13 protein-coding genes and 1 riboswitch are annotated in these 25,159 nt (G+C 57.0%); of the genes, 10 read left to right on the top strand and 3 right to left on the bottom strand.

Annotated features, from left to right (window positions below):
• Positions 1–316: 316 nt before the first annotated feature.
• Positions 317–444: riboswitch (FMN riboswitch) on the top strand.
• A 115-nt stretch (positions 445–559) separates the two neighbouring features.
• Both ribB and ribA read left to right on the top strand, forming a co-directional pair.
• Entirely contained in the window at positions 560–1,246 is a 687-nt protein-coding gene (gene ribB, locus AC6IZD_RS00630) for a 3,4-dihydroxy-2-butanone-4-phosphate synthase (protein ID WP_497785741.1), read from the top strand.
• Positions 1,247–1,324: 78 nt separating this feature from the next.
• Positions 1,325–1,942 carry a GTP cyclohydrolase II gene (gene ribA / locus AC6IZD_RS00625; RefSeq protein WP_497785740.1) on the top strand — a complete coding sequence of 206 codons (618 nt, stop codon included), beginning with the start codon at positions 1,325–1,327 and terminating at the stop codon, positions 1,940–1,942.
• A gap of 52 nt (positions 1,943–1,994) precedes the next feature.
• Here ribA and AC6IZD_RS00620 read toward each other — a convergent pair whose 3' ends face one another.
• Together AC6IZD_RS00620 and AC6IZD_RS00615 are read right to left on the bottom strand one after the other, a co-directional pair.
• On the bottom strand, positions 1,995–2,621 hold the full coding sequence (locus AC6IZD_RS00620) for a class I SAM-dependent methyltransferase (protein WP_497785739.1): 627 nt from the start codon (positions 2,619–2,621) through the stop codon (positions 1,995–1,997).
• Positions 2,622–2,688: 67 nt separating this feature from the next.
• On the bottom strand, positions 2,689–3,297 hold the full coding sequence (locus AC6IZD_RS00615) for a PadR family transcriptional regulator (protein ID WP_497785738.1): 609 nt from the start codon (positions 3,295–3,297) through the stop codon (positions 2,689–2,691).
• 244 nt (positions 3,298–3,541) lie between these two features.
• Between AC6IZD_RS00615 and AC6IZD_RS00610 the strand changes: the two genes are divergently transcribed.
• A complete protein-coding gene (locus AC6IZD_RS00610) occupies positions 3,542–4,981 on the top strand; it encodes a methyl-accepting chemotaxis protein (RefSeq protein WP_497785737.1) in 1,440 nt (479 codons plus the stop codon).
• A gap of 360 nt (positions 4,982–5,341) precedes the next feature.
• On the opposite strand, the gene AC6IZD_RS00605 is transcribed toward AC6IZD_RS00610, so the two are convergent.
• A complete protein-coding gene (locus AC6IZD_RS00605) occupies positions 5,342–7,093 on the bottom strand; it encodes a winged helix-turn-helix domain-containing protein (protein WP_497785736.1) in 1,752 nt (583 codons plus the stop codon).
• A gap of 716 nt (positions 7,094–7,809) precedes the next feature.
• On the opposite strand from AC6IZD_RS00605, the gene AC6IZD_RS00600 reads away from it, so the two are divergent.
• From AC6IZD_RS00600 to AC6IZD_RS00570, 7 genes are all read left to right on the top strand, one after another.
• Positions 7,810–8,169: an acyl-CoA carboxylase biotin carboxyl carrier protein subunit gene (locus tag AC6IZD_RS00600; protein ID WP_497785735.1), complete on the top strand. Its 360-nt coding sequence runs from the start codon at positions 7,810–7,812 to the stop codon at positions 8,167–8,169.
• A 73-nt stretch (positions 8,170–8,242) separates the two neighbouring features.
• Complete coding sequence (locus AC6IZD_RS00595; RefSeq protein ID WP_497785734.1) at positions 8,243–9,823, top strand: acyl-CoA carboxylase subunit beta; 1,581 nt, start codon at positions 8,243–8,245, stop codon at positions 9,821–9,823.
• Positions 9,824–9,890: 67 nt separating this feature from the next.
• Positions 9,891–12,053, top strand: a complete 2,163-nt coding sequence (locus tag AC6IZD_RS00590) for a heterodisulfide reductase-related iron-sulfur binding cluster (RefSeq protein WP_497785733.1) — start codon at positions 9,891–9,893, stop codon at positions 12,051–12,053.
• Position 12,054: 1 nt separating this feature from the next.
• Positions 12,055–12,834 carry an electron transfer flavoprotein subunit beta/FixA family protein gene (locus AC6IZD_RS00585; protein WP_497785732.1) on the top strand — a complete coding sequence of 260 codons (780 nt, stop codon included), beginning with the start codon at positions 12,055–12,057 and terminating at the stop codon, positions 12,832–12,834.
• Positions 12,834–13,817, top strand: a complete 984-nt coding sequence (locus tag AC6IZD_RS00580) for an electron transfer flavoprotein subunit alpha/FixB family protein (RefSeq protein ID WP_497785731.1) — start codon at positions 12,834–12,836, stop codon at positions 13,815–13,817. The genes AC6IZD_RS00585 and AC6IZD_RS00580 overlap by 1 nt, the downstream gene beginning before the upstream one ends.
• A 9-nt stretch (positions 13,818–13,826) precedes the next feature.
• Entirely contained in the window at positions 13,827–15,497 is a 1,671-nt protein-coding gene (locus tag AC6IZD_RS00575) for an acyl-CoA dehydrogenase family protein (protein WP_497785730.1), read from the top strand.
• 103 nt (positions 15,498–15,600) lie between these two features.
• Positions 15,601–25,146, top strand: a complete 9,546-nt coding sequence (locus tag AC6IZD_RS00570; RefSeq protein WP_497785729.1) for an SDR family NAD(P)-dependent oxidoreductase — start codon at positions 15,601–15,603, stop codon at positions 25,144–25,146.
• Positions 25,147–25,159 lie beyond the last annotated feature (13 nt).

Genomic DNA, 25,159 nt, shown 5'->3' with positions numbered 1-25,159 from the left:
AAACGTTTTTCATATTCAGGACTCCGAGCGCGATAACAAGCGACATTGACGGCAACAAAAGCATTTGCCGTCGAAACACGCTAATTTGGACTAGCCGCTTAGAACCCCACTACTTACTTTCTAACAAATAACCCGGATACAGGCACTTAAACGGTTCGAGACTGTACCAGCGAAACGTCAACAAGTCAAAGCCGATACTCTGAACCTGCCTCCACATACGTTGGAAATAGAATATTCCTAACGCATCACGGAAATAAGTGACGGCGCGCACGGTTACTTTTCGGCTGTTTGGCGCTATGATGGGTTTGTATTAGGCGTACGTCTTCAGGGCGGGGTGCAACTCCCCACCGGCGGTATAGCCCGCGAGCGCCTGCGAAAGCAGGGTCAGCAGATCTGGTGAAATTCCAGGGCCGACGGTTAAAGTCCGGATGAAAGAAGATGCGCGACATCTGCACCCGCTAGTAACTCACGAGGTTACACGGTTCGGGTGTGGGATAGCCTTCCGCTTCAAAGCCCTGAAACGTTTTTCGTCAGACTTAACGAACGAGGAGCGTTTCAAATGTCCATCTCGCCAGTCGCAGCCGCGACACTCCAATCTGCGGCACTTCCCTTTGAAGAAAGATTCCAGCGGGCCCTTGAAGATATGCGACAGGGACATCCCGTAATTCTCGTGGACGACTTTGACCGCGAGAATGAAGCCGACCTGATTGTTGCGGCCGAAAAGATCACACCGAAATCCATGGCAGTGCTGATCCGCGAATGCAGCGGCATAGTCTGCCTGTGCCTCCCCGAACAGAAGATTGCAGAACTCGATTTGCCCCTAATGGTCGAGAACAATGAAAGCCGCTTCCAGACGGCCTTCACCGTGACGATCGAGGCGCGCGAGGGCGTGACGACTGGAGTTTCGGCGCAGGATCGGGTGACGACCATCAAGGCCGCAATTGCCGATGACGCCAAGCCAGAGGATCTGGTTCGTCCGGGACATGTGTTTCCGCTACGGGCGGCTCCAGGTGGCGTGCTGACTCGCACAGGGCATACAGAAGGCTCGGTGGATTTGGCCGTGCTCGCAGGACTGAAACCCGCAGCCGTCCTATGCGAAATCACGAACCCTGACGGCACGATGGCCAAGGGCAGCGACATCGATGAGTTCGCGCTGGAGCATGACATGGTGGTGCTGAGTATCGCCGAGCTGGTGGAGTATCGCCAGCGGATGGAACGAGCGCACACACTGAAGTCCAGGAACTAGCCGAACTTCAAATACCCCACGTGCGCCAGGCGGCGCAGGATGGGGCACCCAGGGCTGAGCAGACGAAGGACAGAAAAGATGATTGCTGACAATTGCAGTACCTCCACAGTAAGGCAAGTTGCCGATACAGAGCTGCCGACGAAGTGGGGACATTTCCGTGCGCTGGGTTTTGAACGCACGAAGGGCGACAAGCTGGAAACAGCAGTGGCGCTGATTATGGGCGACATCTCGCAGGGCGCTCCGCTGGTGCGCATCCACTCGCAATGCCTGACAAGCGATGTGCTGGGGTCATTGCGATGCGACTGCGGAGAGCAACTGAACCAGGCTATGCGCGCGATTGCCGATGAGGGTGTGGGAGTTCTGATCTACGAAAAGCAGGAAGGGCGCGGCATTGGGCTTATGGCCAAGCTTCAGGCTTATTCGCTGCAAGACCACGGACTGGACACGATCGAGGCCAACGAGCACTTGGGATTCAAGGTGGACTACCGTGACTTTGCGCTTCCAGTTGAAATTCTGAAGGCCCTCAAGCTGAAGCAAGTGCGACTAATGACCAACAATCCGCAGAAGATCGCGGCGCTGACGCGCGCGGGAATCGTTGTGGAGCGTATTAGTTGCGAAGTGCCTCCAACTCCGAGCTCTCACTTCTACATGGAAACCAAAAAGCTGAAGATGGGACACGTGCTAACGGCGGTGTAATTCCCCAATTAGAACAGTACAGACGACCGGCGCCAGAGAGCGCCGGTTTTGTTTATGCGGTGCGGCGAATAATGGCAAACCACATCTTGGGGCCGCCATTAGGGAAGGCGTTTGGCTGTTCCGCCACGAAAGCTGTGTTTAGTTCTCCGCGGACTGAGCGGATTGATTCAATTTTCCAGCCTTCGGCAAAATCCGCCTGAAGTTCTTTGAGTGAAACTCCACCTTCCGGTGCTGGATCCTCATCACTGAAACTTAGGAGGAACAGACGTCCTCCGGGTTCGAGAACATTGGTGAGCCCGCGTACATATTGAGTACGATTTTCGACGTCGTAGATGTGGTACAGGCCACTGTCGATCACGCTGGAAAAGCGCTGGTCCCACGAAACGAGCGACATGGCATCCTTCACAAGGAACTGAACAGTTAGCCCACGTGACTCGGCTTTGGCCTGAGCGCGGCGAACCGCTTCTTCTACAAAGTCGATGCCGGTGACCTGCAGACCGCGGGAGGCAAAGAATACGGATGTGTTGCCAGTTCCGCATCCTGCATCGAGCAGAGGCCCGGTGACCTGATCTGCTACGTCTACGAAGGGCGGTTGCGGCTTGCCAATGTCCCAAGGTGGATTCGCGGCAGCGTAGATTTGGGTGAAACCTTGGCGAAACTTAGATTCTGAATACTGCAATGGATTTTGTCCTTTTCAAACTGATCTCAACGCGCAGCCGTACCCGAGGCGTGACAGCGCGTTGAGGCTATAGGTCATCGATTGCCTGAGCAGCGGCGTTGATGATATCGGTGATGTCCCGGATCTGCTCGGAGGTGACGCTCTCGCGCGAAACACGTGCGATGACGGCACCGCGCAGAGTGTGGAAGGCCTTCATAATTTCCGGCGAGCGCCCACGCTCAAAGGTACGGCCTGCTTCCGCAATACGCCCGAACAACTGCTCGATCTGACGCTTGTTGGTTTTGAGGTATTGCTTCCCTTCCGGTGTGAGTGAGTAAACCTTTTTCCCGTTCTCAGAAGTGGACGTGGCTAGGCCTTCTTCTTCGAGCATTGTGAGAGTTGGATAGATCACGCCCGCGCTCGGAGTGTAGCCTCCGGCAAGTCGCTGCTCCATGGTCTTAATTAGCTGATAGCCGTAGCTGGGCTGCTCCGAGAGCAGCTTAAGAACCACGAGCCTTACATCTCCCGCATCGAATAGGCGCTCACGTGAGCCGCGGAAACCGCGCTCACCCCCGGGGCCGCCATGCCGCTCCGTACCAAAAGGGCCCTCGAAACCGCGTTCCGGACCTAGAGGGCCTCTGCGAAAATGTCGGCGGTCACACCCGCCGTGATGGTGGTTGAATCCATGTTCAAACATTGTTTTCTCCTCGATTTAAAGATATATCTCAAGATATATCGGATGTAAAGATATATCTTAAACCGGGCAAAATTGAAGGAGGTGTGCTCCGAGAGAGGGCTTTTGGAACCTGAGGAAAACTGGTCGTTTTGTAACCAAAACGAGACAAAAATTTACTGAAGTTTTTCAAGTTGCTGCCGATAGGGTGAACCATTCTAGCGGTCCAAATTTGTTGCGGTCCGCCCCCCCAGGAGTCGCAACCAGAATGTCACTCAAGAAGAAAGCTCTATTCGCGCTTAGCTCAACCTTCATTTGTGTGCTGTTGCTTTCGGCATGGTCGTTTTATGTGCACTGGCAATTCAGCACCCGCTTGGAGCATTCCACCACCGTGATGGTGAAGAAGCTGCAGATCATGGCGCAGATCAAAGGCGACCTTGCGCTCATGCGTCTGTACCATCGCGGCGACCTGCAGTTTTCCGTCATTAAAGATCAGACCAGTGTCGACTCGAGCAATCGGATGTTTGGCGAGGTGATTCGCAAGCTGAACAGCAGCTATGACGAGCTCGAGCCAATGTTAGTGACCGATACAGGCAAGTCGGCTCTTTCCACGCTGCGCACGAAAACAGCAGAGTACGTGGAGATGCACCGCAGCCAGGACGCTCTTTGCCGCGATGGAAAAGCTACCGAGGCAATCATCCGCGACAGCCTGTTCATTCCGCTCGGCAAATCACTGACCGACGCTGCTGATTCGCTGGTTGGAGCACAATCGGCCCTCTCTCAGAAGGCAAGGGACGAAGCACAAACTATGGGGACGCAGTCCACGATCGTAAACGTGATTGTGGTAGTGCTTGCGATCCTGTCGGTCCTGGTGGTTTGGTTCGGCGTTTCACGGATCGTCGAAGTACTGGCCCAGAGAACAGAGGAACTGGCGCAGAGTGCCGACCAGGTATCCAGCGCAGCAGGCCAGGTGTCGAGCAGTTCGCAGGCTCTCGCGCAGGGCGCTTCGGAACAGGCGGCTTCGCTGGAGGAGACATCGTCGTCGACGGAAGAGATCAATTCGATGACGCGCCAGACGGCGGATCACTCGAAGGATGTTGCCGAGATTGTGACGAAGGCAGGCGCGGATTATGTATCGATGAAGGCGAAGCTCGCAGACTTGGTGACTTCGATGAATCACATCAACGCTTCGGGCGAGAAGATTGCCAAGGTCAACAAGATGATCGACGAGATAGCCTTCCAGACCAACATTCTTGCATTGAATGCGGCTGTCGAGGCGGCCCGTGCTGGTGAGGCGGGTATGGGATTCGCCGTTGTGGCTGACGAGGTTCGAAACCTTGCGCAGAGATGCGCACAGGCTTCGAAAGAGACTGCCGCTCTCATCGAGGAATCGATCGAGAGTTCTCGGGAAGGCAAGGATAAGCTTGCGGTTGTCGAAGCTGGAATTGCCGACCTCACCGAGGGAGCAAAGAAGACCAAGACACTCGTGGACGAAGTGAATCTGGCCACCCAAGAACAGGCTCGCGGAATCACCCAGATCTCAAGCGCAATTTTGCAGATGGAACAGGTGACCCAGAAGAACGCAGCAAGCGCCGAGCAGGGTGCCGCAGCCGGAGAACAACTCGACGCCCAGGCTGAATCTTTACGTGAGATTGTTGCGGGAATGAAGGCGCTGGTAGAAGGGCGAGCGCTCGCAACCCACGCCTAAGAATGGCAACAGCGATTCAAACCAAAGCCCACTCAACTGAGATTGAGTGGGCTTTGTTGTTTCTGTAGCTATGCTTCTTCCCTTTGAAATTTCATTCTTAAGAATGCGACGGCAAAAGCGATTCCAACAAACAGTTCGACTGCGATTTCAAGACCGTCACTTCGGTGACCCCAAATCGACAGAAACCCCGGAGCAACCCAATCTCGAAGACCTGTGAAGAGAAATAAGAGTGCCAACAAAAGTGTCAACGTGGACTTTGTGTTCAGCTTTGTCACACACGTCTCCCACTGCTGATTGCAATACAAAAGACGATTGAAGCCGCCAACAATTTACGCCGAAGTAGATGCAATTTCCAGAGCTCTATGCAGGCACGGCAGTTTCCCGCGAAGGAGCGATTCCGGCGACGGTTCGATGGAAACGCGGGTCGGAATGCAGGATGTCGAACTTGGGATCTTCGCGGGCAAACACGATCCAGCCGGAGCGCTCGCGCGCCGCAACTTCGAGCCATTCGAGCGCCTTGCTTGAGTCGTTGAGTCCGGCGTAGATCACGGCGATCCAGTAAGGGCTGAAGTACTGGGATTCTCGAAGCTCGATCAGCTCATTAATGATGGCTGTGGCAACCGCAGTATCGCCTTTTCGGGCAATGGCGTAGGCGAGGTGTGCGCGAGCGAGCGAGCTATTGTCGGAGTACTCCATCGCAAGTCGAAATTCGGTGATGGCCTCGTCCATGCGCCCAATGCGTTCAAGAACCATTCCGGCACTGGTGTGGCCGATCCACTGGGATGAGTCCATCTCAAGCGCTTTTTGAAGCTGGGCAAGAGATTCCTCATAATTGCCCGCGTAGTAGAGCGACCAGCCGAACATGATGGCCGTGTAGCTGGCGTAGGGATCCAACTCGCAAGCCTGTCGCATGAGGAAAACCGCTTCTTCGTGCCGGCCTAGCGCGGCGAGCAGTTGCGCGTAACCTCCGACGGCAAGCGGGTAGCGGGGATCGAGGGCAAGTGCGCGGAGGAATGTAGCTTCGGCCGCTTCCCAATCGTATTCGTAGAAGAACTGATAGTAGGCGAGCGCCGTGCGGGCCTCGGCATGATCTTCTAGGGCAAGAGCTTTGTCGGCATAGCTCTTGACGAGGGGAAAGCTGCGACTCGATGGAGCCATTCCGAGGCGGGCAATCATGCAATGCGCGTTGGCCAGTGCGGTCCAGGCAAAAGCGAATTGTGGGCACTCATGCACAGCTTCCTCAAACAGAGGTATGGACTGGCTGAGCGATTCCTCGGACAAGCGCGAGCGCAGGGAACAGGCCCGGAGGTAAGTCTCGTACGCCGCAGGGGGAACCGATTCAGGATGCGAAGTGTGCATGGAGCTGGGAATCGCCTGCAGAAGCGATGAGGCGATCCTGCGGCTAATTTCGATTTGGCATGCGAACAGGTCACTCATGCTGCGCATATAGCTGTCAGCCCAGACGCAGCTCTGGGTGCGAACCTTGAGCAGGCGGGCGATGATGCGCAATTGACCTTCGGCGGTGGAGACCTCACCGACCAGCATGTAGTCGGCAGCGACTTCGCGACAGATGGACGCCTTGCTCTTGCTCTTGCGGCGGCGCTCGGTGGTGAATTCGGGAGTGACAATCGACAGCGAGGGATGCATGCGCCGCAACTCAACGATGATCAGCTCGGTCATGGCTCCGCCGAAAGAGGCGCAATTGGATTCGGGAGCGGACTGCAGCGGAAAGACAGCGACTCGCGGATGTTTGCGGCTGGGCGTGATGGTGCCCGAACCGTTTGCGCGATGGACGTCGGCGATGAAGCGATAGCCGTGGCTGCCCACGGTTTCGATAAAGCTGGAGTGGGTGGCCGTGTCATTTAAGACCGAACGCAAACGTCGGATGGCGACGTTCAGACACAGATCACCCTCTACGTAGGTCTTGGCCCAGACCTTGCTTATGATTTCCTGGCGCGTTACGAGTTCTTTGGGACGTTGCAGTAAAAGGGCGAGGATCTGGGAAGGTTTCTCCTGTAGTTGTAGCTTGGTCCCATCTCTAAAAAGCTCGCCGGTAGCGAGGTCGGCAACGAAATCTGAAAAGCGGAGACGGTGAGACTTTGCAGTGTTCATCGGGACTCTCCGTTATGCATAACCGCTCCAGTTTGGGAAATGCGAGAAAGCGGCTTTTCGACGCATGAAGTATTTACTCGTTTCATTACAACAGTCAAGGACACTGACGGGTAATTCAGATGTAATCCAGAGGTCACCCCACATAAGCACAGATTAACGCATACTGATGGCCGTTTTTCCGCTGCCGGAACTGTGGCTAGCGGACGACTTAGGGCTTCATTTATAAGAGGACACGGGTAGGAAGTAGCAAGCTCGGAAGTCAACGGTTGGCGTCGGTAATACCGGGACAGATAGATCATACTTACTCTAAAGTTCGGGTTTCCCGAGCGCTTTAATGAATGCAGAAAACGCCAAACGTGGGTACGAACAACGATCGATAGGTCCAGATTGCGATCGGTGATTTGAGTTCGGACCATTCCCTGTTGTAGAAGTCGGGCTTCAGCGCGAGGTCTCGCGCCCCATCCTCCTGTACCCCTCAAAAAACGAAGCACTAGAACGTAAAGCTGCAATGTGAGTCGAGTGCTGTCGAGGTGAGCTGTCCACATACACACAGCAACCTCAAGGCGCTGGCACGTTGCTTGTTCGGCATCCGGAAGATGCCGCGCATGACTGTGTCTCACACCTCCGCCTCTGGCGTAAGAGAGCACATCTGCGCGACTGCGACCCTTTGCGCCCCGAGATTGATCGGGCCAAATCGATGTTCGAAGGAGAGAAGTATGCCGTTTGAAGCTTCTGCTGCAGCGATGAAAAGAGTTGAGACCGAGGTGAGTGCCGCGACAACGGCGGCAGTAGTGGCGGTTCCGCCTACAGTCAATTCGGAAAAAACCATTGCTACTCCTTCCAAGGGCAATGGCCACGCAACAGAGACCCGCCTGGTAGCTCCCATGCCGGGAGTGGTCGTGCTGTTTGAAAAGAATGAAGGCGAGGAAGTGGAAGCGGGCGACGTGGTTGTGATTCTTGAGGCTATGAAGATGGAGAACCTCATCACGGCTCCGGTGGCAGGCACAGTGAAGTCCATTCAATGCAAAGAGAACGACAAGGTGGCAAAGGGCGCTGTGCTGGCTGTGATCGGCTGAGGTGCGAAGGGCCCTGCCGTCCGGACGACCCGGAAGGTAGGGCACCCTGCATTACAGGAGAGAGGAAAGAGCGATGAGAACTGCCGCTTACAAATTGAAGACCGGAGCAGTGGAAGAAAAGATCAGGGACCTGCACGCGCGCGAGAGCGAAGTGAAAGAGATGGGCGGCGGTGAAGCCGTCGCTTCACAACACGAGCGTGGCAAGCTGACCGCTCGCGAACGCATGGAGCTGCTGTTTGATCCGGGAACATTCCGTGAGACCGACATGTTCATGAAGCATCGCGGAACAAAGTTTGGGATCGACAAGATGGAGATTCCGGCCGATGCGGTGATCACTGGATTTGGAAAGATCAATGGTCGGCCAGCAGCCGCCTTTGCGCAGGACTTCACCTCTCGCGCTGGAAGCCTGGGCGAGATGCACGCCAAAAAGATCTGCAAGACGATGGATCTCGCGCTGAAAGCTGGCATTCCCTTCATCGGGCTGAATGACTCCGGCGGAGCACGCATTCAGGAAGGCGTCGATTCGCTGTGCGGGTTTGGCGAGATCTTCTATCGCAACTCAATCTGCTCGGGAGTGATTCCGCAAATTTCGGCAATCATGGGCCCAAACGCGGGTGGCGCGGTGTATTCACCGGCGATGACCGACTTCGTCTTCATGGTGAAGAAGACCAGCTACATGTTCATCACCGGGCCCGAAGTCGTGAAGGCCGTGCTTGGCGAGGAGATTTCGCAGGAAGACCTCGGCGGCGCAATGACTCACAACACAAGGAGCGGGGTGGCGCAGTTTGCCACAGAAGATGACCGCGACTGTCTGATGCAGATCCGCAAGCTACTTTCGTTCCTGCCCAGCAACCACGAAGAACATCCGCCGAAGGTCGAGACGGGAGACGATCCAGAGCGGCTCGCACCAGAACTGGACACGGTGATTCCAGATAGCCCTGCGGCTGCGTATGACGTTCATGAGGTGATCAGGGCGATCGTCGATAACGGCGAGTTCTTCGAACCTCATTATTACTTCGCACAGAACATGGTGGTGGGCTTTGGGCGGCTGAATGGAAACACCATCGGCATCATCGCGAACAATCCCAACGTGCTCGCGGGCTGCCTAGACGTGGACTCGTCCGACAAAGCTACGCGCTTCATCCGGTTCTGCGACTGCTTCAACATTCCAATGCTGACCATTGCTGACGTTCCGGGATACTTGCCCGGCAAAGATCAGGAATGGAGTGGCGTGATCCGCCATGGGGCCAAGTTGCTGTGGGCGTACTCGGAATCGACCGTGCCCAAGATGACGCTGATTACGCGCAAGAACTACGGGGGCGCGTACATCGCGATGTGCTCGCGGCACTTGGGCGCCGACATCACGCTTGCCTGGCCGACGGCTGAGATCGCCGTGATGGGAGCCGAGGGAGCAGCAAACATCATCTTCCGACGCGAGATCAAGGAAGCTGCAGACCCGAAAACAAAGCGGCAGGAAGTTCTCGATAACTACCGCAAGGAGTTTTACAACCCGTACGTCGCAGCCGAGCGCGGCTATGTGGACGCGGTAATTACGCCGAGCGAGACGCGCATGCGACTGATCGAGATTCTGGAAACGCTAAGCAACAAGCAGGAAGTGCGGCCGAAACGCCGCCACGGAAATATCCCGCTATAAGCCGTGCGGGGCCGGCACCGGATGAGTGAACAACGTTAGTGGAACTTGCTGAGAAGACGAGGGCCTTATGGTTGAAGCAGTTTATACAACGACACAGGTTTCCGAATGGTTGGATCCGGCTAAAGTGCTGTTCCTTGTGATTCATGTTCTCGGACTGGCGTTCTTCTCCTACATCGTCGCCCAGCGCCTGATTCCACTAATTCATGGACAGAGCGATGTGCGATTCGACCGATTCTGGGAGCGAACGCAGAAGGTCTTCCAATACTGGCTGGCGCAGTGGAAGCATCCTCGCTATCCGGGCGCGGGACTTCTGCACATCTTGATCTTCGGCGGATTCATCACGCTCGCGGTGCGCTCCTTTGCGCTCGTGATCTATGGGCTTTCGGACAACTTCGGATTTCCGGGGGAGGCGGGTCACTTTTATGACCTGCTAACAGACTGGTCGGCAACGATTGTGTTTCTATGCATGATCGTTGCCGCCGTCCGGAGAATCGTGTTCAAGCCTGCGCGATACGCAGTGCCGGAACGATTCGGCAAAGGTCATCCGGCGGACGCAATCTTCCTGCTGGGACTGATCGCAGTACTGATGGCGTGTGACATCGTCTACGCGGCAAGTAACGCAGCTCTGCATGCACAGCAAGGGCGCGAAGTGGAGTCGCTGGCCTACCTATCACTGCCATGGATGCTGAACAAAGCGATGGCAACGGCGTCGGTTCCGGCACTGATGAATACGCGCATTACCATCTGCATTGTGCATGAGCTGACGTTCTACTTCCTGCTGTGCTACCGGCCATTCGGCATTCAGTTCCATGTGATCACGTCGCTGTTCAACGTGTACTTTGCCAAGCTGGATCGCGGCAAGGTGAAGCCCGTGCGTTGGGATGTAGCAAACCTGGACGAAGTGAAATCCTTCGGGGTGAAGACCTTCGAGGACTTCACGTGGAAGCACATGCTGGACTTCTACACGTGCGCGGACTGCGGACGCTGTTCGGACAACTGTCCTTCAAACGCAGTGGGCAGGCCGCTGTCACCAAGGTTCCTGACGATCAAGGCGCGCGATTACGCGTTCGCACACTACCCGGTGTTCAGCAAGGCAAAGGCAAACGGGCAAGGGCTGATTGGCGGAATCTACTCGGAAGATGAAGTGTGGTCGTGCACGACGTGCGGAGCGTGCGAAGAAGAATGTCCGCTGATGATTGAGTACATCGACAAGATTGTCGATCTGCGGCGCGGCATGGTGGACGAAGGCAACGTACCGCAATCGATGCAGAAGCCTCTGAAGGCTCTCGAAAGCCGCGGAAATCCTTACGGAAAGATGGAGAAGAAGCGGGCCGAGTGGGCGCTGGCAAAGGAGTTCCGCGCCGAGTGCCAGGTGAAGGTTCTCGACGGCAAGACGGACGTGGCGGCCGACACGCTTTACTTCGTGGACAGCATCACGTCGTATGACGATCGCATTCAGGCAATTGGGCGAGCGACGGCAAGGATTCTCAACAATGCGGGCGAGAACTTTGGAGTGCTGGGCGCGGCGGAAAAAGACAGTGGGCACGAAGTGCGACGCTTCGGCGAAGAAACGCTGTTCATGGAATTGCGCGAGCACAACACGGAGGCCATCAAGGCCACAGGCGTGAAGCGCATCGTCACCGCAGATCCGCACGCGTACAACGCTCTGAAGAAAGACTACGAAGACCTGCCTCCGGTGGAGCACATCAGCGAATTCATCGCGCGCGAAGTCGAGACGGGAAAGATCAAACTCAACCCAGTCGAAAACAAGGATGCCATTTACGCATATCACGACCCGTGTTATCTGGGGCGGCACAACCAGGTGTATGACGCGCCGCGTGCGGTGCTGGACTCGATTCCGGGATTGAAGCGCGTCGAGATGGAACGCTCGCGAGACCGTTCGTTCTGCTGTGGCGGTGGCGGGCTGATGCTCTTCTACGAACCGAAAGAAGAACAGCGCATGGGTGTGAAGCGCGTGCGGATGGCAGCCGCAGCGGGTGCAAACGTAATTGTGACCGCTTGCCCATTCTGCATGGTGAATATGGAAGACGCCATTAAGGTCGCAGGCATGGAAGGCAAGATGACGGCCATCGACCTGGCAGAGCTTGTCGACAAGCAAATGGTGAGAAGAACTCCGGCAACGGATCAGAAGGAACTTGTTACGGCCGAAACGAAGCAGCAATACGGTTCGGCAAACTGCAATCAATCGCCTTTTTATCGGGGAGGATGAAGTGGAAATTCTAGTCTGCGTTAAACGAGTGCCTGATACCTCCGAGAACGAAATCGCACTGAACGGTGCCGGAAACGACATCGAGCGCGACGACCTCGTTTATTCGGTCAACGAATGGGACAACTACGCGGTTGAAGAAGCTCTCCAGATCGCGGAAAAACACGGCGGCAATGTGACCGTGGTGACCGTGGGAAGCGAAGAGGACGAAGAAGTCCTGCGCCGCGAGATGGCAATGGGCGCGAAGAATGCCGTGCTGATCTCGGACGAAAAGTTCGAAGGATCGGATGGTGCCGGGGTCGCCGCGCTGCTGAAAGCCTATGTCGAGAAGAACAAGTTTGACCTAATTCTGACTGGTGCGCAGGCTGAGGACGGAGCTGCGCAGGTGGGCGGAATGTTGGCCGCTATGCTCGACTACCCATTTGCCTCCCTGGTGAATGCGATTGAAGTTCTCGATGGGGGAAAGCTGAAGGTGAGCCGCGAAGTCGAGGGCGGGAACAAAGAGATGAACGAGATGCAGCTCCCTTGCGTGCTCTCGATCCAGACAGGAATTAACGAGCCACGTTATGTCGGCATGAGGGGAATTCGGCAGGTAGCTTCGGTACCGATTCCGACGCTGGGCGCGACGGAGCTGGGGGTGGCCGGAAAGTTTGCGCCGAAGGTGGTGCGCACGGATTACTTCGCTCCAGCCGTGGGCAAGGGCGCAGAGATTCTGAAGGGCAGCCGCGAAGAGATTGTGGAACAGGTGATCGAGTTGGTGAAGTCCAAAGGAGGGTTGAAATAATGGCACGCATCTTTGCATACATCGTTCATAAAGACGGCGTGGTGGACGACACCGCGGCGGAGTTGCTGGTAGCGGCGAAGGCAATTGACGCCACGGCAACACCAACGGCCATTATTTGCGGTTCGGGAGCGGAACTGGATACAGCCTGCAAAGAGGTCCAGAGCAGCTACGCGGAAGTCTGGAAGGTGTCGAACGACGCACTGGCGTACCCGAACGCCGAACTGATTCGCAAAGCCCTCGTCACCATTATTCCTGCGGGCAGCATCGTGTTGCTGCCTCATTCACATTTCGGCGTTGATCTGGGACCGGGACTCTCGGTGAAGCTCAACGCGGCCTTCGTGTCGGATGTCGTCGGAATTGAAGGCGTGGAAGGAGCAACGCTGAAGGCAGTTCGCCAGGAGTTTGGCGGACAGGTGAGCGCGCATGTTCGAGCGGACATCTCGGCAGGCGCGGTGATCAACATTCGGCCTGGGTCATTCAAGGCGACCGCCGCAGCGGCAGCAAATGGGACCGTGGTCGATAAGTCATCGGCAGTCGGCGCGCTCAGTGCCGGACGGCGCTATCTCGAAACGATCATTCCGGAAACAGGCGACGTGGACATCAGCAAAGAACCGGTGCTTGTGTCCATTGGACGCGGCGTGCAGGAGCAGGACAACATCGCCATGGTTGAAGAACTCGTGGCGGAAATGGGTGCGGCGATGAGCTGCTCACGTCCGGTAGTGGATGCCAAGTGGCTTCCGAAGTCGCGACAGGTTGGATCTTCAGGACAGACGGTGAAGCCGAAAGTCTATATGGCGTGCGGCATCAGCGGTTCTTTCCAGCATTTGGCCGGACTCAAAGGCAATCCGTTCATCATCGCGATCAACAAGAATCCCAAGGCTCCGATTTTCCAGGTGGCCGATGTGGGCGTGGTAGACGATCTGCTCGAGTTCCTGCCCGAGTTAAAAACGAAGCTCCATGAACATCACCAGACAGTGAAATAGAGGCGCGCCATGATTACAAAAAAGACTCTGAAGCTAAGCCTGAAGTCGCTGAGGGATTTTGCGAAGAAGCGGCTACCCGATGAGGAACTGATCGCTCTGGACGAGCGCGATGAGTGTCCGCTGGAGACCATTCACAGCATGTGCGATCCCAATGGACTCGGGATTCAACTGCTGTTTATCCCCGAAGAATATGGCGGATTTGGCGGCGGCGCCTTTGACGTGTACTGCGTGTGCGAAGAGATGGCGCATATCGATCTGGGCGTTGCGACAGCCGTTCTGGCGACGTTCCTCGGCAGCGATCCAATCTTCGTGGGTGCGACGCCGGAACAGAAGAAGAAGTGGCTGGGCAAGATTGCCGATGAGGGAATCCTTTTTGCCTACGGCGCGACCGAACCGGCAGCAGGAAGCGATCTGGGCGCGTTGAAGAGCACGGCAGAACGCGTGGAAGAAAACGGAAAGATCGTCGGCTACAAGATCAACGCGCTGAAGCAGTGGATCAGCAATGGTGGAATTGCTGACGCCTACACGATTCTGGCTGCAACTCCCGCTGGGCCGAGCTGGTTCATCGTGGAGAAGGGCGCACCGGGATTCAAGCAAGACAAGCCGGAAAACAAGCATGGCATTCGCCTGAGCAACACGGCAGCGCTGGCGCTGGACAACGTCTATGTCGATGCCGACCGCTTGATCGGCGGCGTTGAGGGACAAGGACTGGTGCAGGCGCAGGCTGTGTTTGGCTATACGCGATTGATGGTGGCGGCGTTTGGTTTGGGCGGAGGATGGGCGGCGCTGGATCGCGCGATTCCCTATGCGGCAAAGCGCATTCAGGCCGGAGCTCCGCTGTCGGAGAAGCAGGGCTACACGCACAAATTGATCGTTCCGCACGTGGCGAGACTCGAAGCTGGTCGCGCTGCGATTGAGGAAACAGCCGAGAGGATCGATGCGGGCGAGGGCTTCCTGAACACGGAAGGCGCAGTGGCAAAGTATATGTCCACTGAAGCCGGAAACATGGCGGCAGATGCGAGCATCCAGGCGCTGGGCGGCTACGGCTACACGCACGAGTACATGGTGGAGAAGATCAAGCGCGACGTGCGCATCACCACGATTTACGAAGGCACGTCGGAAATCATGGAGATGACGATTGCACGCGACCGTTGGCAGCTCCACCTGAAGACGCGCGGACAGTACTACCACGAGCAGGCGAAGAAGTTTGAAGAGATGCACGCAAAGCATCCGGAAGTAGGTGCAGGCAATGTGGCAATGGCGCTGCATGCTTTGTCCGAAGTGCTGGAGAAGACGCGCACGACAAGACTGACGCGGCATCAGCACATACTGCTGCGGCTGGGTGAGTTGATCGCCTATGCCGAGTGCGCTGGAAGCCTGGCGCGGCGTGCGGCATTGATGGCAGAAGGCAAGCTCAACGAAAAATCGAGCGACCGCTTTGAGACGAAGGGGCTGGCTGCAATCAGCCGCATCTTTGCTCGCGAAGCAGCACTGAAGGTGGCAGAGGAAGGACTTCGCTGGCTGTGTGGCGCTGGCGGCGTTGAGGAATCTGAAATCGCGAATTTCGAGACGCTGATCGGGGTGCCGGCGATCCGCCGTGCGCAGGCAGGTCTGCTGGGGGATATGGATTACGTCGCCGACGTGCTCTACAACCGCGTCGCGAAACGTGCGGCCGTGTAGTTGTCATTGAACGTGACATTAGCTATCCGGCCCACGCAGTGTGAAGCGGGGCCGGATACATTTTTCGCAATGCGCATTATTCGCAATCATGAGGAGCGTCATCATGGAAGACACAGCTCACCGTGCCATAGCTATAGTTGGAGCCGGAGCAGTCCTACCCGAAGCTCCGAACGTGGCGGCATTCTGGAACAATATTAAGACTGGACGTTACTGCATCACCGAAGTGCCGCCTGAGAGATGGAATCCGCAGTTCTATTACGACGAAGATCGCGGTGCTCCAGACAAGACTTACTCCAAAATCGGCGGATGGGTGCGCGAATTTGCATGGGAGCCGATCAAGTGGAAAATGCCGATTCCGCCGCTCGTTGCAAAGGCGATGGATCAAGCGCAACAGTGGGGACTGGCATGTACGCGCGAGGCGTTGGAAGACTACGGGTATCCGAACCGGCCGCTGGATCTGAACCGCACAGCAGTCATCCTGGGCAATGCGATGGCGGGCGAGAAACACTATCTCACCGCAATGCGCGTGTACTATCCCGAGTTTGAAGAAGAACTGAAGGCTGTCGATTGTTTTGCATCACTGCCCGAAACATTGAAGGCAGAGATCACGCGCGAGTTGCACAAGCGGATTGGCCAACGCTTCCCCACCATTACAGAAGACAGCATGCCCGGCGAGTTGGCGAACTGCCTCGCAGGACGAATCGCAAACATCTTCAACTTCCATGGGCCGAACTTCACGTCTGATGCGGCATGCGCATCGACAATGGCGGCCATGACAGCTGCGATCAACGGACTGGCGTCGCACGATTTCGATGCGGTAATCGCAGGCGGAATCGATCGCAATATGGGCGCGCCTACGTTTGTGAAGTTCTGCAAGATTGGGGCACTCTCGGCAACAGGCACAAGGCCGTTTGCAGAAGGCGCAGATGGATTCGTGATGGGCGAAGGCGCGGCGATCTTCGTATTGAAGCGGTTGGCAGATGCGGAGCGCGATGGCGACAAGATCTATGCGGTGATTCGCGGAATTGGCGGTGCGAGCGATGGCAAGGGCAAGGGCATCACGGCTCCAAACCCAATTGGCCAAGAGTACGCAATTGAGCGCGCGTGGAACAATGCAGGGCTCTCTCCCGAGACGGCAACGATGATCGAGGCGCATGGAACCTCGACCAAAGTGGGCGATGTAGTGGAAGTAGAGAGCGTGATGAAGTCGCTGGGCGAGTTCAACCTGCCAACGGGCTCGGTTGCGCTGGGCTCGGTGAAATCCAACATCGGACACCTGAAAGGCGCAGCCGCTGCGGCTGGTCTGCTGAAAGCCGCACTGTCACTGCATGAGAAGGTGTTGCCGCCGAGCGTGAATTGTCCGCGCACGAATCCCGGAATCGATTTTGTGCATTCACCGCTGTTCGTGAACACGGAACTGCGAGCGTGGGAGACTCCGAAGGACGGAGTTCGTCGCGGTGGTCTGAGTGCATTTGGATTTGGCGGAACGAACTTCCACATGGTCATCGAGGAACACATTCCAGGACGCTTGAACGGCAAGCATTTGATGGCTGTGGGAGATGTGGCGGCGATCACTGGCGGTGCTCCGGTTGCGAGTGCAGGAAGCGCCGGGATTGCTTCGGCGAGTGCAGGTGAGCCAGTGCGTGCAGACGCAAGCGCTGACGCAGAGGCTCCCACGTTAGCACCAACAGCGGGTGCGAACGTGGGGCACCCGACCGTTGGAGTAGAGGCGAAGATGGGACCCGAATCAGTGAGGGCCGAATCGCATGAAGACGAGCCGAAGCCGAAGAGTTCGCGCAAGGCACCGCTGCGGGGTGCGCTGGTGATTGGGGCGGAGTCCGTGGCAGCTCTGAAAGAGCGACTACAGACAGTGCAGAAGGACGCTGCAGCCGGACAGGCTCCAGCGGTGGCAGCACCGGACGTCGCAGACCTGAAGGCCCCTGAGCGCATTGTTATTGATTATGGTGATGCGGCTGAGCTGGCGGACAGAGCTGGGAAGGCACTGAAGGCGTTGGCCGCAAACCAGCCAGCGATTTGGAAAGTTCTGCGCGCGCAGGGGATTTTCCGGGGGCAGGGACCGGCGGCAAAGGTTGCCTTCCTGTACACGGGGCAGGGTTCGCAGTACGTGAACATGATGAAGGAACTGCGAGCAGCAGAGCCGATTGTGGCGGACACATTCAAGGAGGCCGACGAGGTTCTTACCCCGCTGCTGGGGAAACCGCTAAGCGAATTTATATTCATTGATGGCGACGATCCCAAAGCTGTCGAGCAGGCGGAGAACGATCTACGGCAGACCGCGATTACGCAGCCCGCGGTAATCGCCACCGACGTAGCCATGACGCGTCTGTTGGCGGCTTACGGTATCAAGCCCGACATGGCGATGGGGCACAGCGTGGGCGAGTACGGTGCGCTGGTTGCAACCGGAGGACTTCCTTTCCATGACTCAATGGAGGCGGTGAGCGCTCGTGGCCGCGAGATGACGAAGGTTTCACTCGGAGACAACGGCGGCATGGCGGCAGTGTTTGCGCCACTGGCGGAGATCGAGCGCATCCTGAAGACCATCGAAGGCTACGTCGTAATTGCAAACATCAACAGCAAGAGCCAAGCCGTGATCGGCGGAGAGTCGCAAGCCATAACTGCTGCGATAGAGGCATTCCTCAAGGCTGGATTCAACGCGGTTCCATTACCGGTAAGCCACGCGTTCCATACCTCGATTGTGGCGGGGGCGAGTGAACCACTGAAGCGAATGCTGCAGAGGCTGCGGTTGACCCCTCCGAAGCTGCCGACGGTATCGAACGTGAGCGGCGAGTTCTATTCGATGGATCCCGAAACGAAGGAGCAAATGGTCGAGGTGCTGGCAAAGCAGGTCGCCTCGCCCGTGCAATTCGTGAAGGGACTGGAAACTCTGTACAACGCTGGAGCTCGCGTCTTCGTCGAAACGGGACCGAAGAAAGCTCTCCAGGGATTTGCAGATGACGTGCTTGGCGATCGCGGAGACGTGGTTGCACTTTTCACAAATCATCCCAAGCTGGGAGATGTGGTGGCCTTCAACCAGGCGCTGTGTGGCTTGTATGCAGCGGGACTGGGAGCAGGCGAAGCCGAAGAGGTAGCAGAGATCGGCGATAGCAAAACGCAGGCCGAAGCAGTCGCGCTGGAACCTCAGCCAGAGCCAGTCGCGGTTGCGCAGCAAGAAACGGCAGAACCTCTTGAGGCGTTGCCGAAGGCCGAGAACATTGCGGCGAACAGCGCTCCGGAGCACGTTTCTCCAGAGCACAAGGAAGAGGATGAACCTGCGGTGCGGGCGAAGTCCTCGGTGGTGATCACCGGTGCAGCTCTTGGTCTGCCGGGCACCGAACGGATTTTTGATGACGCGAATGTAGGCCGCATTCTCAACGGCGATCAGTTCATTCATCCGATCCCCATGAACATTCGTCGAGACATGCTCGACAAGCATGTAACGAGATTGGTGAAGGGAGAAGACGGCGGTGGCGCATTTGAAACGATCGACAACATCGATGAGGTGATCAAGCTGGCAGGACGCGGCGGCGAGTTCGACGTGGTCTCCGAGTTTGGAGTGTCGACCGAGCGTGCGGCTGCACTGGATCGAGTGACGGCTCTGGCGATCGCCGCAGGAATCGACGCGCTGCGTAATGCGGGAATTCCGTTGGTGATGCGCTACAAGACGACAAGCAAGGGCACAAAGCTGTTTGACCGCTGGATGCTGCCCGAAAGCCTGCGGGACGAAACGGGCGTGATCTTTGCGTCTGCGTTCCCAGGCTGTAATTACTTTGCTGATGAGATTGCACGCTACCATGCCGACGTTGCACGTCGCCAAAAGGTGGAACTGCTCGAGACATTGTGCGGGAGAGCGCAGCAACTCAATGGGCACTCGGCTCTCGGCATTGAACTGCGCAAGCAACTCGACAAGGCACGCGCAGAGGTAGAGCAGAACAGGTACACGTTCGATCGGCGCTTCCTTTTCAAAGTGCTGTCGATGGGTCACTCGCAATTTGCCGAGTTCATTGGCGCTCGCGGACCGAACACCCAGGTGAATGCTGCGTGCGCCAGCACTACCCAGGCAATTTCAATAGCCGAGGACTGGATTCATGAAGGCCGGTGCCGCAGGGTGATCGTGGTTTCCGCTGACGACGTCACTTCGGACCATCTGCTCGGGTGGATGGGCACAGGCTTCCTGGTGACGGGCGCAGCAGCAACTGACGAAGACGTGACCACCGCTGCACTTCCTTTCGATCGTCGCCGTCACGGCATGATCGTGGGAATGGGCGCTGCGGCTCTGGTCATCGAGACGCCAGAAGCTGCGGCAGAACGCGGACTGCAACCGATATGCGAAGTGCTTGGCTCGGCAACAGCCAACAGCGCTTTCCATGGCACGCGGCTCGATGTGCAACACATCGGCCAGGTGATGGAAGAAATGGTGGCGCGAGCCGAAAGTGCAAAGGGAATAACCCGCAGCAAGATTGCTCCTGAGATGGTGTTCATCTCACACGAGACCTACACACCCGCACGCGGTGGCTCGGCTTCAGCTGAAATCAACGCGCTTCGACGAGTATTTGGCGAGCGTGCCGATGACATCGTGATCGCCAATACGAAGGGCTTCACCGGACACGCAATGGCCACGGGCATCGAGGATGTAGTCGCGGTGAAAGCACTCGAAACCGGACAGGTGCCTCCCGTAGCCAACTTCAAGGAGATCGATCCGGAGCTGGGTGCGCTGAATCTGTCGAAAGGCGGCAGCTATCCGGTGAAGTATGCATTGCGGCTGGCAGCGGGCTTCGGCTCGCAGATCAGCATGCTGCTGCTGCGCTGGATTGAAACCCAGGATGGCACACGTCGCCAGCCGAATGCACTCGGGTATGAGTATCGCATCACTGCTCCGGAAGTTTGGAATGCATGGCTGACCAGAATCGCGGGCGGCAATAGCGCGGAATTGGAAGTCGTCCGTCGCACATTGCGCGTGCGTGATGCGCGAGTTTCGGCCATTGAGGCAGCAGCTTCGAAGCAGGCTTCGAAGGCGGAAGCGGTGATCGAAATTCCGGTAGCAGTGCCACAGTTAGAAATTGCTGTCGAGCCAACGACGGCAGTGGCCGAGGTTGTAGCCGATCCCGCAACGACACTCACGGTAGAACACGAGAAGCTCACCGAAACCTTGGATGAGCAGACCCCGGAGCTTGGCGCTCAATCGCCAACTCCAGAAGCAACGGAGGAGACCATGAGCGATCAGAAGTTAACAGAAGCGAACGGGGCCAGAGAGAGACTGAAAGAGCAGATCCTGGCCATGGTCGTCGAAAAGACCGGGTATCCGAAGGAGATGCTGGATTTGGATCTCGATCTCGAAGCCGATCTCGGCATCGACACGGTCAAGCAGGCTGAATTGTTTGTCGCCGCACGCACGGCGTTCGATATTCCGCGCGACGAGAACCTGAAGCTGCGTGACTACACGACCTTGGCAAAGGTGATCGACTTTGTGCTCGAAAAGCGACCGGATCTTGTGGCACCCAAAGTAGCAGAGCCAGCCAAGGCCATGGCTGCAGCGGCAGGAGTCTCCGCCGCAACCGTAGGGGTAGTAACGACAACTGCTGCTGCGGAAGCCGCTCCGATCGCGACTGCCGCGAGTGAACCTGTCACAGCGCCCCCAGTAGCTCGCATTTGTGTTGAGGAGATTCGCGAGAAAGTTCTGGAGATAGTAGCCGAGAAGACTGGCTATCCGAAGGACATGCTGGATCTGGATCTCGACCTTGAGGCGGATCTCGGTGTGGATACAGTCAAGCAGGCCGAGATGCTGGCGGCAATTCGCGGCGCGTACGGCATCCCGCGTGACGAGAACTTGAAGCTGCACGACTTCCCAACGCTGAATCATGTGATCAAGTTCGCATATGACAGGCAGCCGGGAGCAGCAGTAGAAGCTGAGGCTCTGCCCGTACCTGCATCAGAAAAAAGCGAGCCGAAGGGTGAAGCCACTGAAGTATCACCCGCTCCGGTCGAAGCGCCAGCAACCGTTGCACCAGCGGTGGCTTTGATCTCGGTCGAGGAGATCAAGGAAAAGGTGCTGGAGATTGTGGCTGAGAAGACTGGCTATCCGAAAGACATGCTGGACCTCGACCTTGATCTTGAAGCTGATCTCGGCGTTGACACAGTCAAGCAGGCCGAAATGCTGGTGGCAATTCGCGGGGCATACAACATTCCGCGTGATGAGAACTTGAAGCTGCATGACTTCCCAACACTGAATCATGTGATCAAATTCGCGTATGACAGGCAGCCGGGAATGGCAGCAAAAGCAGAGGCTCTGCCCGTACCTGCACCTGAAAAGAGCGAGCCGAAGAGCGCGGCACTGCAACCTGCTCCGATTGCAGAAACGCCTGCACCATCGCCAACGTCCTTGATCTCGATGGAGGAGATCAAGGAGAAGGTGCTGGAGATTGTGGCTGAGAAGACTGGCTATCCGAAGGACATGCTGGATCTCGACCTTGATCTTGAAGCTGATCTCGGCGTTGACACAGTCAAGCAGGCCGAAATGCTGGCGGCGATTCGCGGTGCATACAACATTCCGCGTGACGAGAACTTGAAGCTGCATGACTTCCCAACACTGAATCATGTGATCAAGTTCGCGTACGACAGACAGCCAGGGATGGCAGTAAAGGCTGAGGCTCTGCCCGTACCTGCACCAGAAAACAGCGAGCCGAAGAGTGAGGCCACTGAAATACCAGTGGCTCCGGTCGAAGCGCCAGCAGCAGTTGCTCCAGCAGTGCCTTTGATCTCGCAGGAGGAGATCAAAGAGAAGGTGCTGGAGATTGTGGCCGAAAAAACTGGCTATCCGAAAGACATGCTGGATCTCGACCTCGATCTCGAAGCTGACCTCGGTGTCGATACCGTGAAGCAGGCTGAAATGCTGGCGGCGATTCGCGGTGCATACAATATTCCGCGTGACGAGAACTTGAAGCTGCACGACTTCCCGACGCTGAATCACGTAATCAAGTTCGCGTATGACAGACAGCCGGGAATGGCAAAAGGAGCCGCGCAGGTAGCTCTGCCCCAATCTGAGAAGCCTGAGTCCAAGGGTGTAGCAACCGAGGTTTCGATGAAGGCGGAGCCTGCAAAGCCACGTCCTCCTCTGGCCTCGCTGGATGCGGCAAACAGCGTTCCGCGCAGGGTGCCGATTCCAATTCTGCGGCCTCCGGTGGCAGCGTGTAAGCCGACAGGGGTGACACTGGGCGCGGGATCGCGAGTGGTGCTGATGCCGGACAAGAACGGCGTAGCCGACGCGCTGACCACAGAATTAAAGAAACTCGGCGTAGAGGTATTGCGCATTGAAGGCACTCCGGATGCCGACACCTTGAACGCACAACTGAAAGCGTGGGCGGCTTCGGGTCCGATTCAGGGCGTGTACTGGCTGGTTGCGCTGAACGAAGAGCCGAGTCTGCGCACACTGGATTTATCAGCGTGGCGTGAGGCTCTGCGGGTTCGAGTGAAGCTGCTGTATCACACGATGCGCACGCTGTACGAGCAGATCGCGGCTCCGGGCACGTTCCTGGTTTCCGCGACGCTGCTCGGTGGACAGCATGGCTATGACGAAGCCGGAGCGATTGCGCCTCTGGGCGGTCCGGTGGTTGGCATGACCAAGACCTACAAGCGCGAACGCGAACACGTGCTGGTGAAGGCAGTTGATTTCGAACTGGGACGTGATGCCGCACAGATGGCGCAGAACCTGATGAATGAGACTCTACGCGATCCCGGCACGGTGGAAGTTGGATACAAGGAAACCGAGCGCTGGAGCGTGGGTCTGGAAGAACAGCCTGCGGCGGATGGTCAGCCCGGATTGACTCTGGATGCAAACACGGTGTTCGTCGTGACAGGCGCGGCGGGCGGAATTGTTTCGGCGATTACGTCCGATCTGGCGTCGGCTTCGGGCGGTGTGTTCTATCTGCTCGACCTGGTGCCGGAGCCGGATCCGAACAACCCGGAACTCAAGCTGTTCTCAACGGACAAGGAAGCATTGAAGCGGCAAATCTTTGCTCGCATTCAGGCAAGCGGCGTGCGCGCTACTCCGGTGATGGTAGAGAAAGAACTCGCGGGGCTGGAGCGGGCGCAAGCGGCGCTGAAGGCAATCAACGCCGTGCGCGACGCTGGCGGCACGGTGCACTACTTCAGCGTGAACCTGACCGATGCAGAGGCGGTTGCCAAAGTGTTGGAGCAGGTGCGGCAGCGCAATGGAAGAGTCGATGTTCTGCTGCACGCGGCGGGCATGGAGCGCAGTCACTTCCTGCCGGATAAAGATCCGCGTGAGTTTGACCTGATCTTCGACGTGAAGTGTGATGGCTGGTTCAACTTGCTCAAAGGCATTGGGAACATGCCACTGGGTGCGACTGTTTGCTTCAGCTCGGTTGCAGGACGCTTTGGCAACGGAGGGCAGGCAGACTACAGTTCGGCCAACGATCTGCTGTGCAAGACGACTTCCAGCTTCCGCACTACGCGGCCTTCGACTCGGGGAATCGTGATCGACTGGACGGCGTGGGGCGGAATGGGAATGGCGACGCGTGGCTCGATTCCGAAAATGATGGAACTGGCCGGTATCGACATGCTGCCTCCAGAAGCGGGCATTCCGCTGATCCGCCGCGAACTGACCTACGGCGGAACGCGTGGCGAAATCGTGATAGGACAGCGATTGGGCATCCTGGTGCATGAGTGGGATGAGACTGGAGGCGTCGATCCGGCAGCAGTCGAGACTCTGGCAAAGCACGGACCGATGATCGGGAAAGTCACCAGCATGGGCCTCTACAACGGACTCGTCATTGAGACCACTCTGAACCCAACGGAACAGGCGTTTTTGCACGATCACCAAATCGGCGGCACTCCGGTGTTGCCGGGAGTGATGGGCATTGAAGCCTTTGCTGAAGCGGCACAGGTCATGATGCCAGGTTGGCATGTAGAGGCGCTGGAAAATGTGAACTTCCTCGCTCCGTTCAAGTTCTATAGAAGCCAGCCGAGGACTCTGAGAGTGGAAGCCGTGATTTCGCAGCGCGGAGATTCCGTGGTGGCGGACTGCAAGCTGATTGGAAGCAGGACACTGCCGAAGAATCCGGAGCCCGAGATCACAACGCACTTCACCGGTCGCGTGATTCTTACGAAGCAGGCGCCCGAAGCAATTGCCGCGACTGAGAAGGCAGCGACAACCGGCTTGCCGATTGCGGCAGCAGATATCTATCACATCTACTTCCACGGTCCTGCCTACCAAGTTATGGCCAAGGCGTGGGAGGAGAAACAGCGGATGGTCGGCGAGATGACGGCGAACCTGCCGACACATCATCATCCCGCTGACCGTCCGCTGGCCGCCGCTCCACGACTGATCGAGTTCTGCTTCCAGACGGCAGGACTGTGGGAGATCAGCGTGAACGGCAAGATGGGTCTGCCGCAACACGTTGAACGCGTCACAGTATTGCGAAACACGGAGAGTAAACATCCGCTGTATGCGGTGGTGACTCCGAATGTGGAGCAAGGTACCTATGCCGTTGACGTAGTCGATGCTGACGGAAATGTCTATGTGCAGATGCAGGGCTACAAGACCATCGCTCTACCGGATTCGGTGAGCAGTGATCTTATGAAAGCTCTGCATGCACAGGCGAAGGCAGCTTGAGTTTATGAAATGA

It is taken from the genome of Koromonas humicola, from assembly GCF_059726255.1.
This window is presented reverse-complemented; position numbering and strand designations above follow the sequence as displayed.

Bases quoted from the DNA above. Each gene is read 5' to 3' on its own strand.
- ribA (WP_497785740.1), top strand. From the start codon at position 1,325: ATGATTGCTGACAATTGCAGTACCTCCACAGTAAGGCAAGTTGCCGAT.
- AC6IZD_RS00595 (WP_497785734.1), top strand. From the start codon at position 8,243: ATGAGAACTGCCGCTTACAAATTGAAGACCGGAGCAGTGGAAGAAAAG.
- AC6IZD_RS00610 (WP_497785737.1), top strand. From the start codon at position 3,542: ATGTCACTCAAGAAGAAAGCTCTATTCGCGCTTAGCTCAACCTTCATT.
- AC6IZD_RS00615 (WP_497785738.1), bottom strand. From the start codon at position 3,297: ATGTTTGAACATGGATTCAACCACCATCACGGCGGGTGTGACCGCCGA.
- AC6IZD_RS00570 (WP_497785729.1), top strand. From the start codon at position 15,601: ATGGAAGACACAGCTCACCGTGCCATAGCTATAGTTGGAGCCGGAGCA.
- AC6IZD_RS00605 (WP_497785736.1), bottom strand. From the start codon at position 7,093: ATGAACACTGCAAAGTCTCACCGTCTCCGCTTTTCAGATTTCGTTGCC.
- AC6IZD_RS00575 (WP_497785730.1), top strand. From the start codon at position 13,827: ATGATTACAAAAAAGACTCTGAAGCTAAGCCTGAAGTCGCTGAGGGAT.
- AC6IZD_RS00600 (WP_497785735.1), top strand. From the start codon at position 7,810: ATGCCGTTTGAAGCTTCTGCTGCAGCGATGAAAAGAGTTGAGACCGAG.
- AC6IZD_RS00580 (WP_497785731.1), top strand. From the start codon at position 12,834: ATGGCACGCATCTTTGCATACATCGTTCATAAAGACGGCGTGGTGGAC.
- ribB (WP_497785741.1), top strand. From the start codon at position 560: ATGTCCATCTCGCCAGTCGCAGCCGCGACACTCCAATCTGCGGCACTT.
- AC6IZD_RS00590 (WP_497785733.1), top strand. From the start codon at position 9,891: ATGGTTGAAGCAGTTTATACAACGACACAGGTTTCCGAATGGTTGGAT.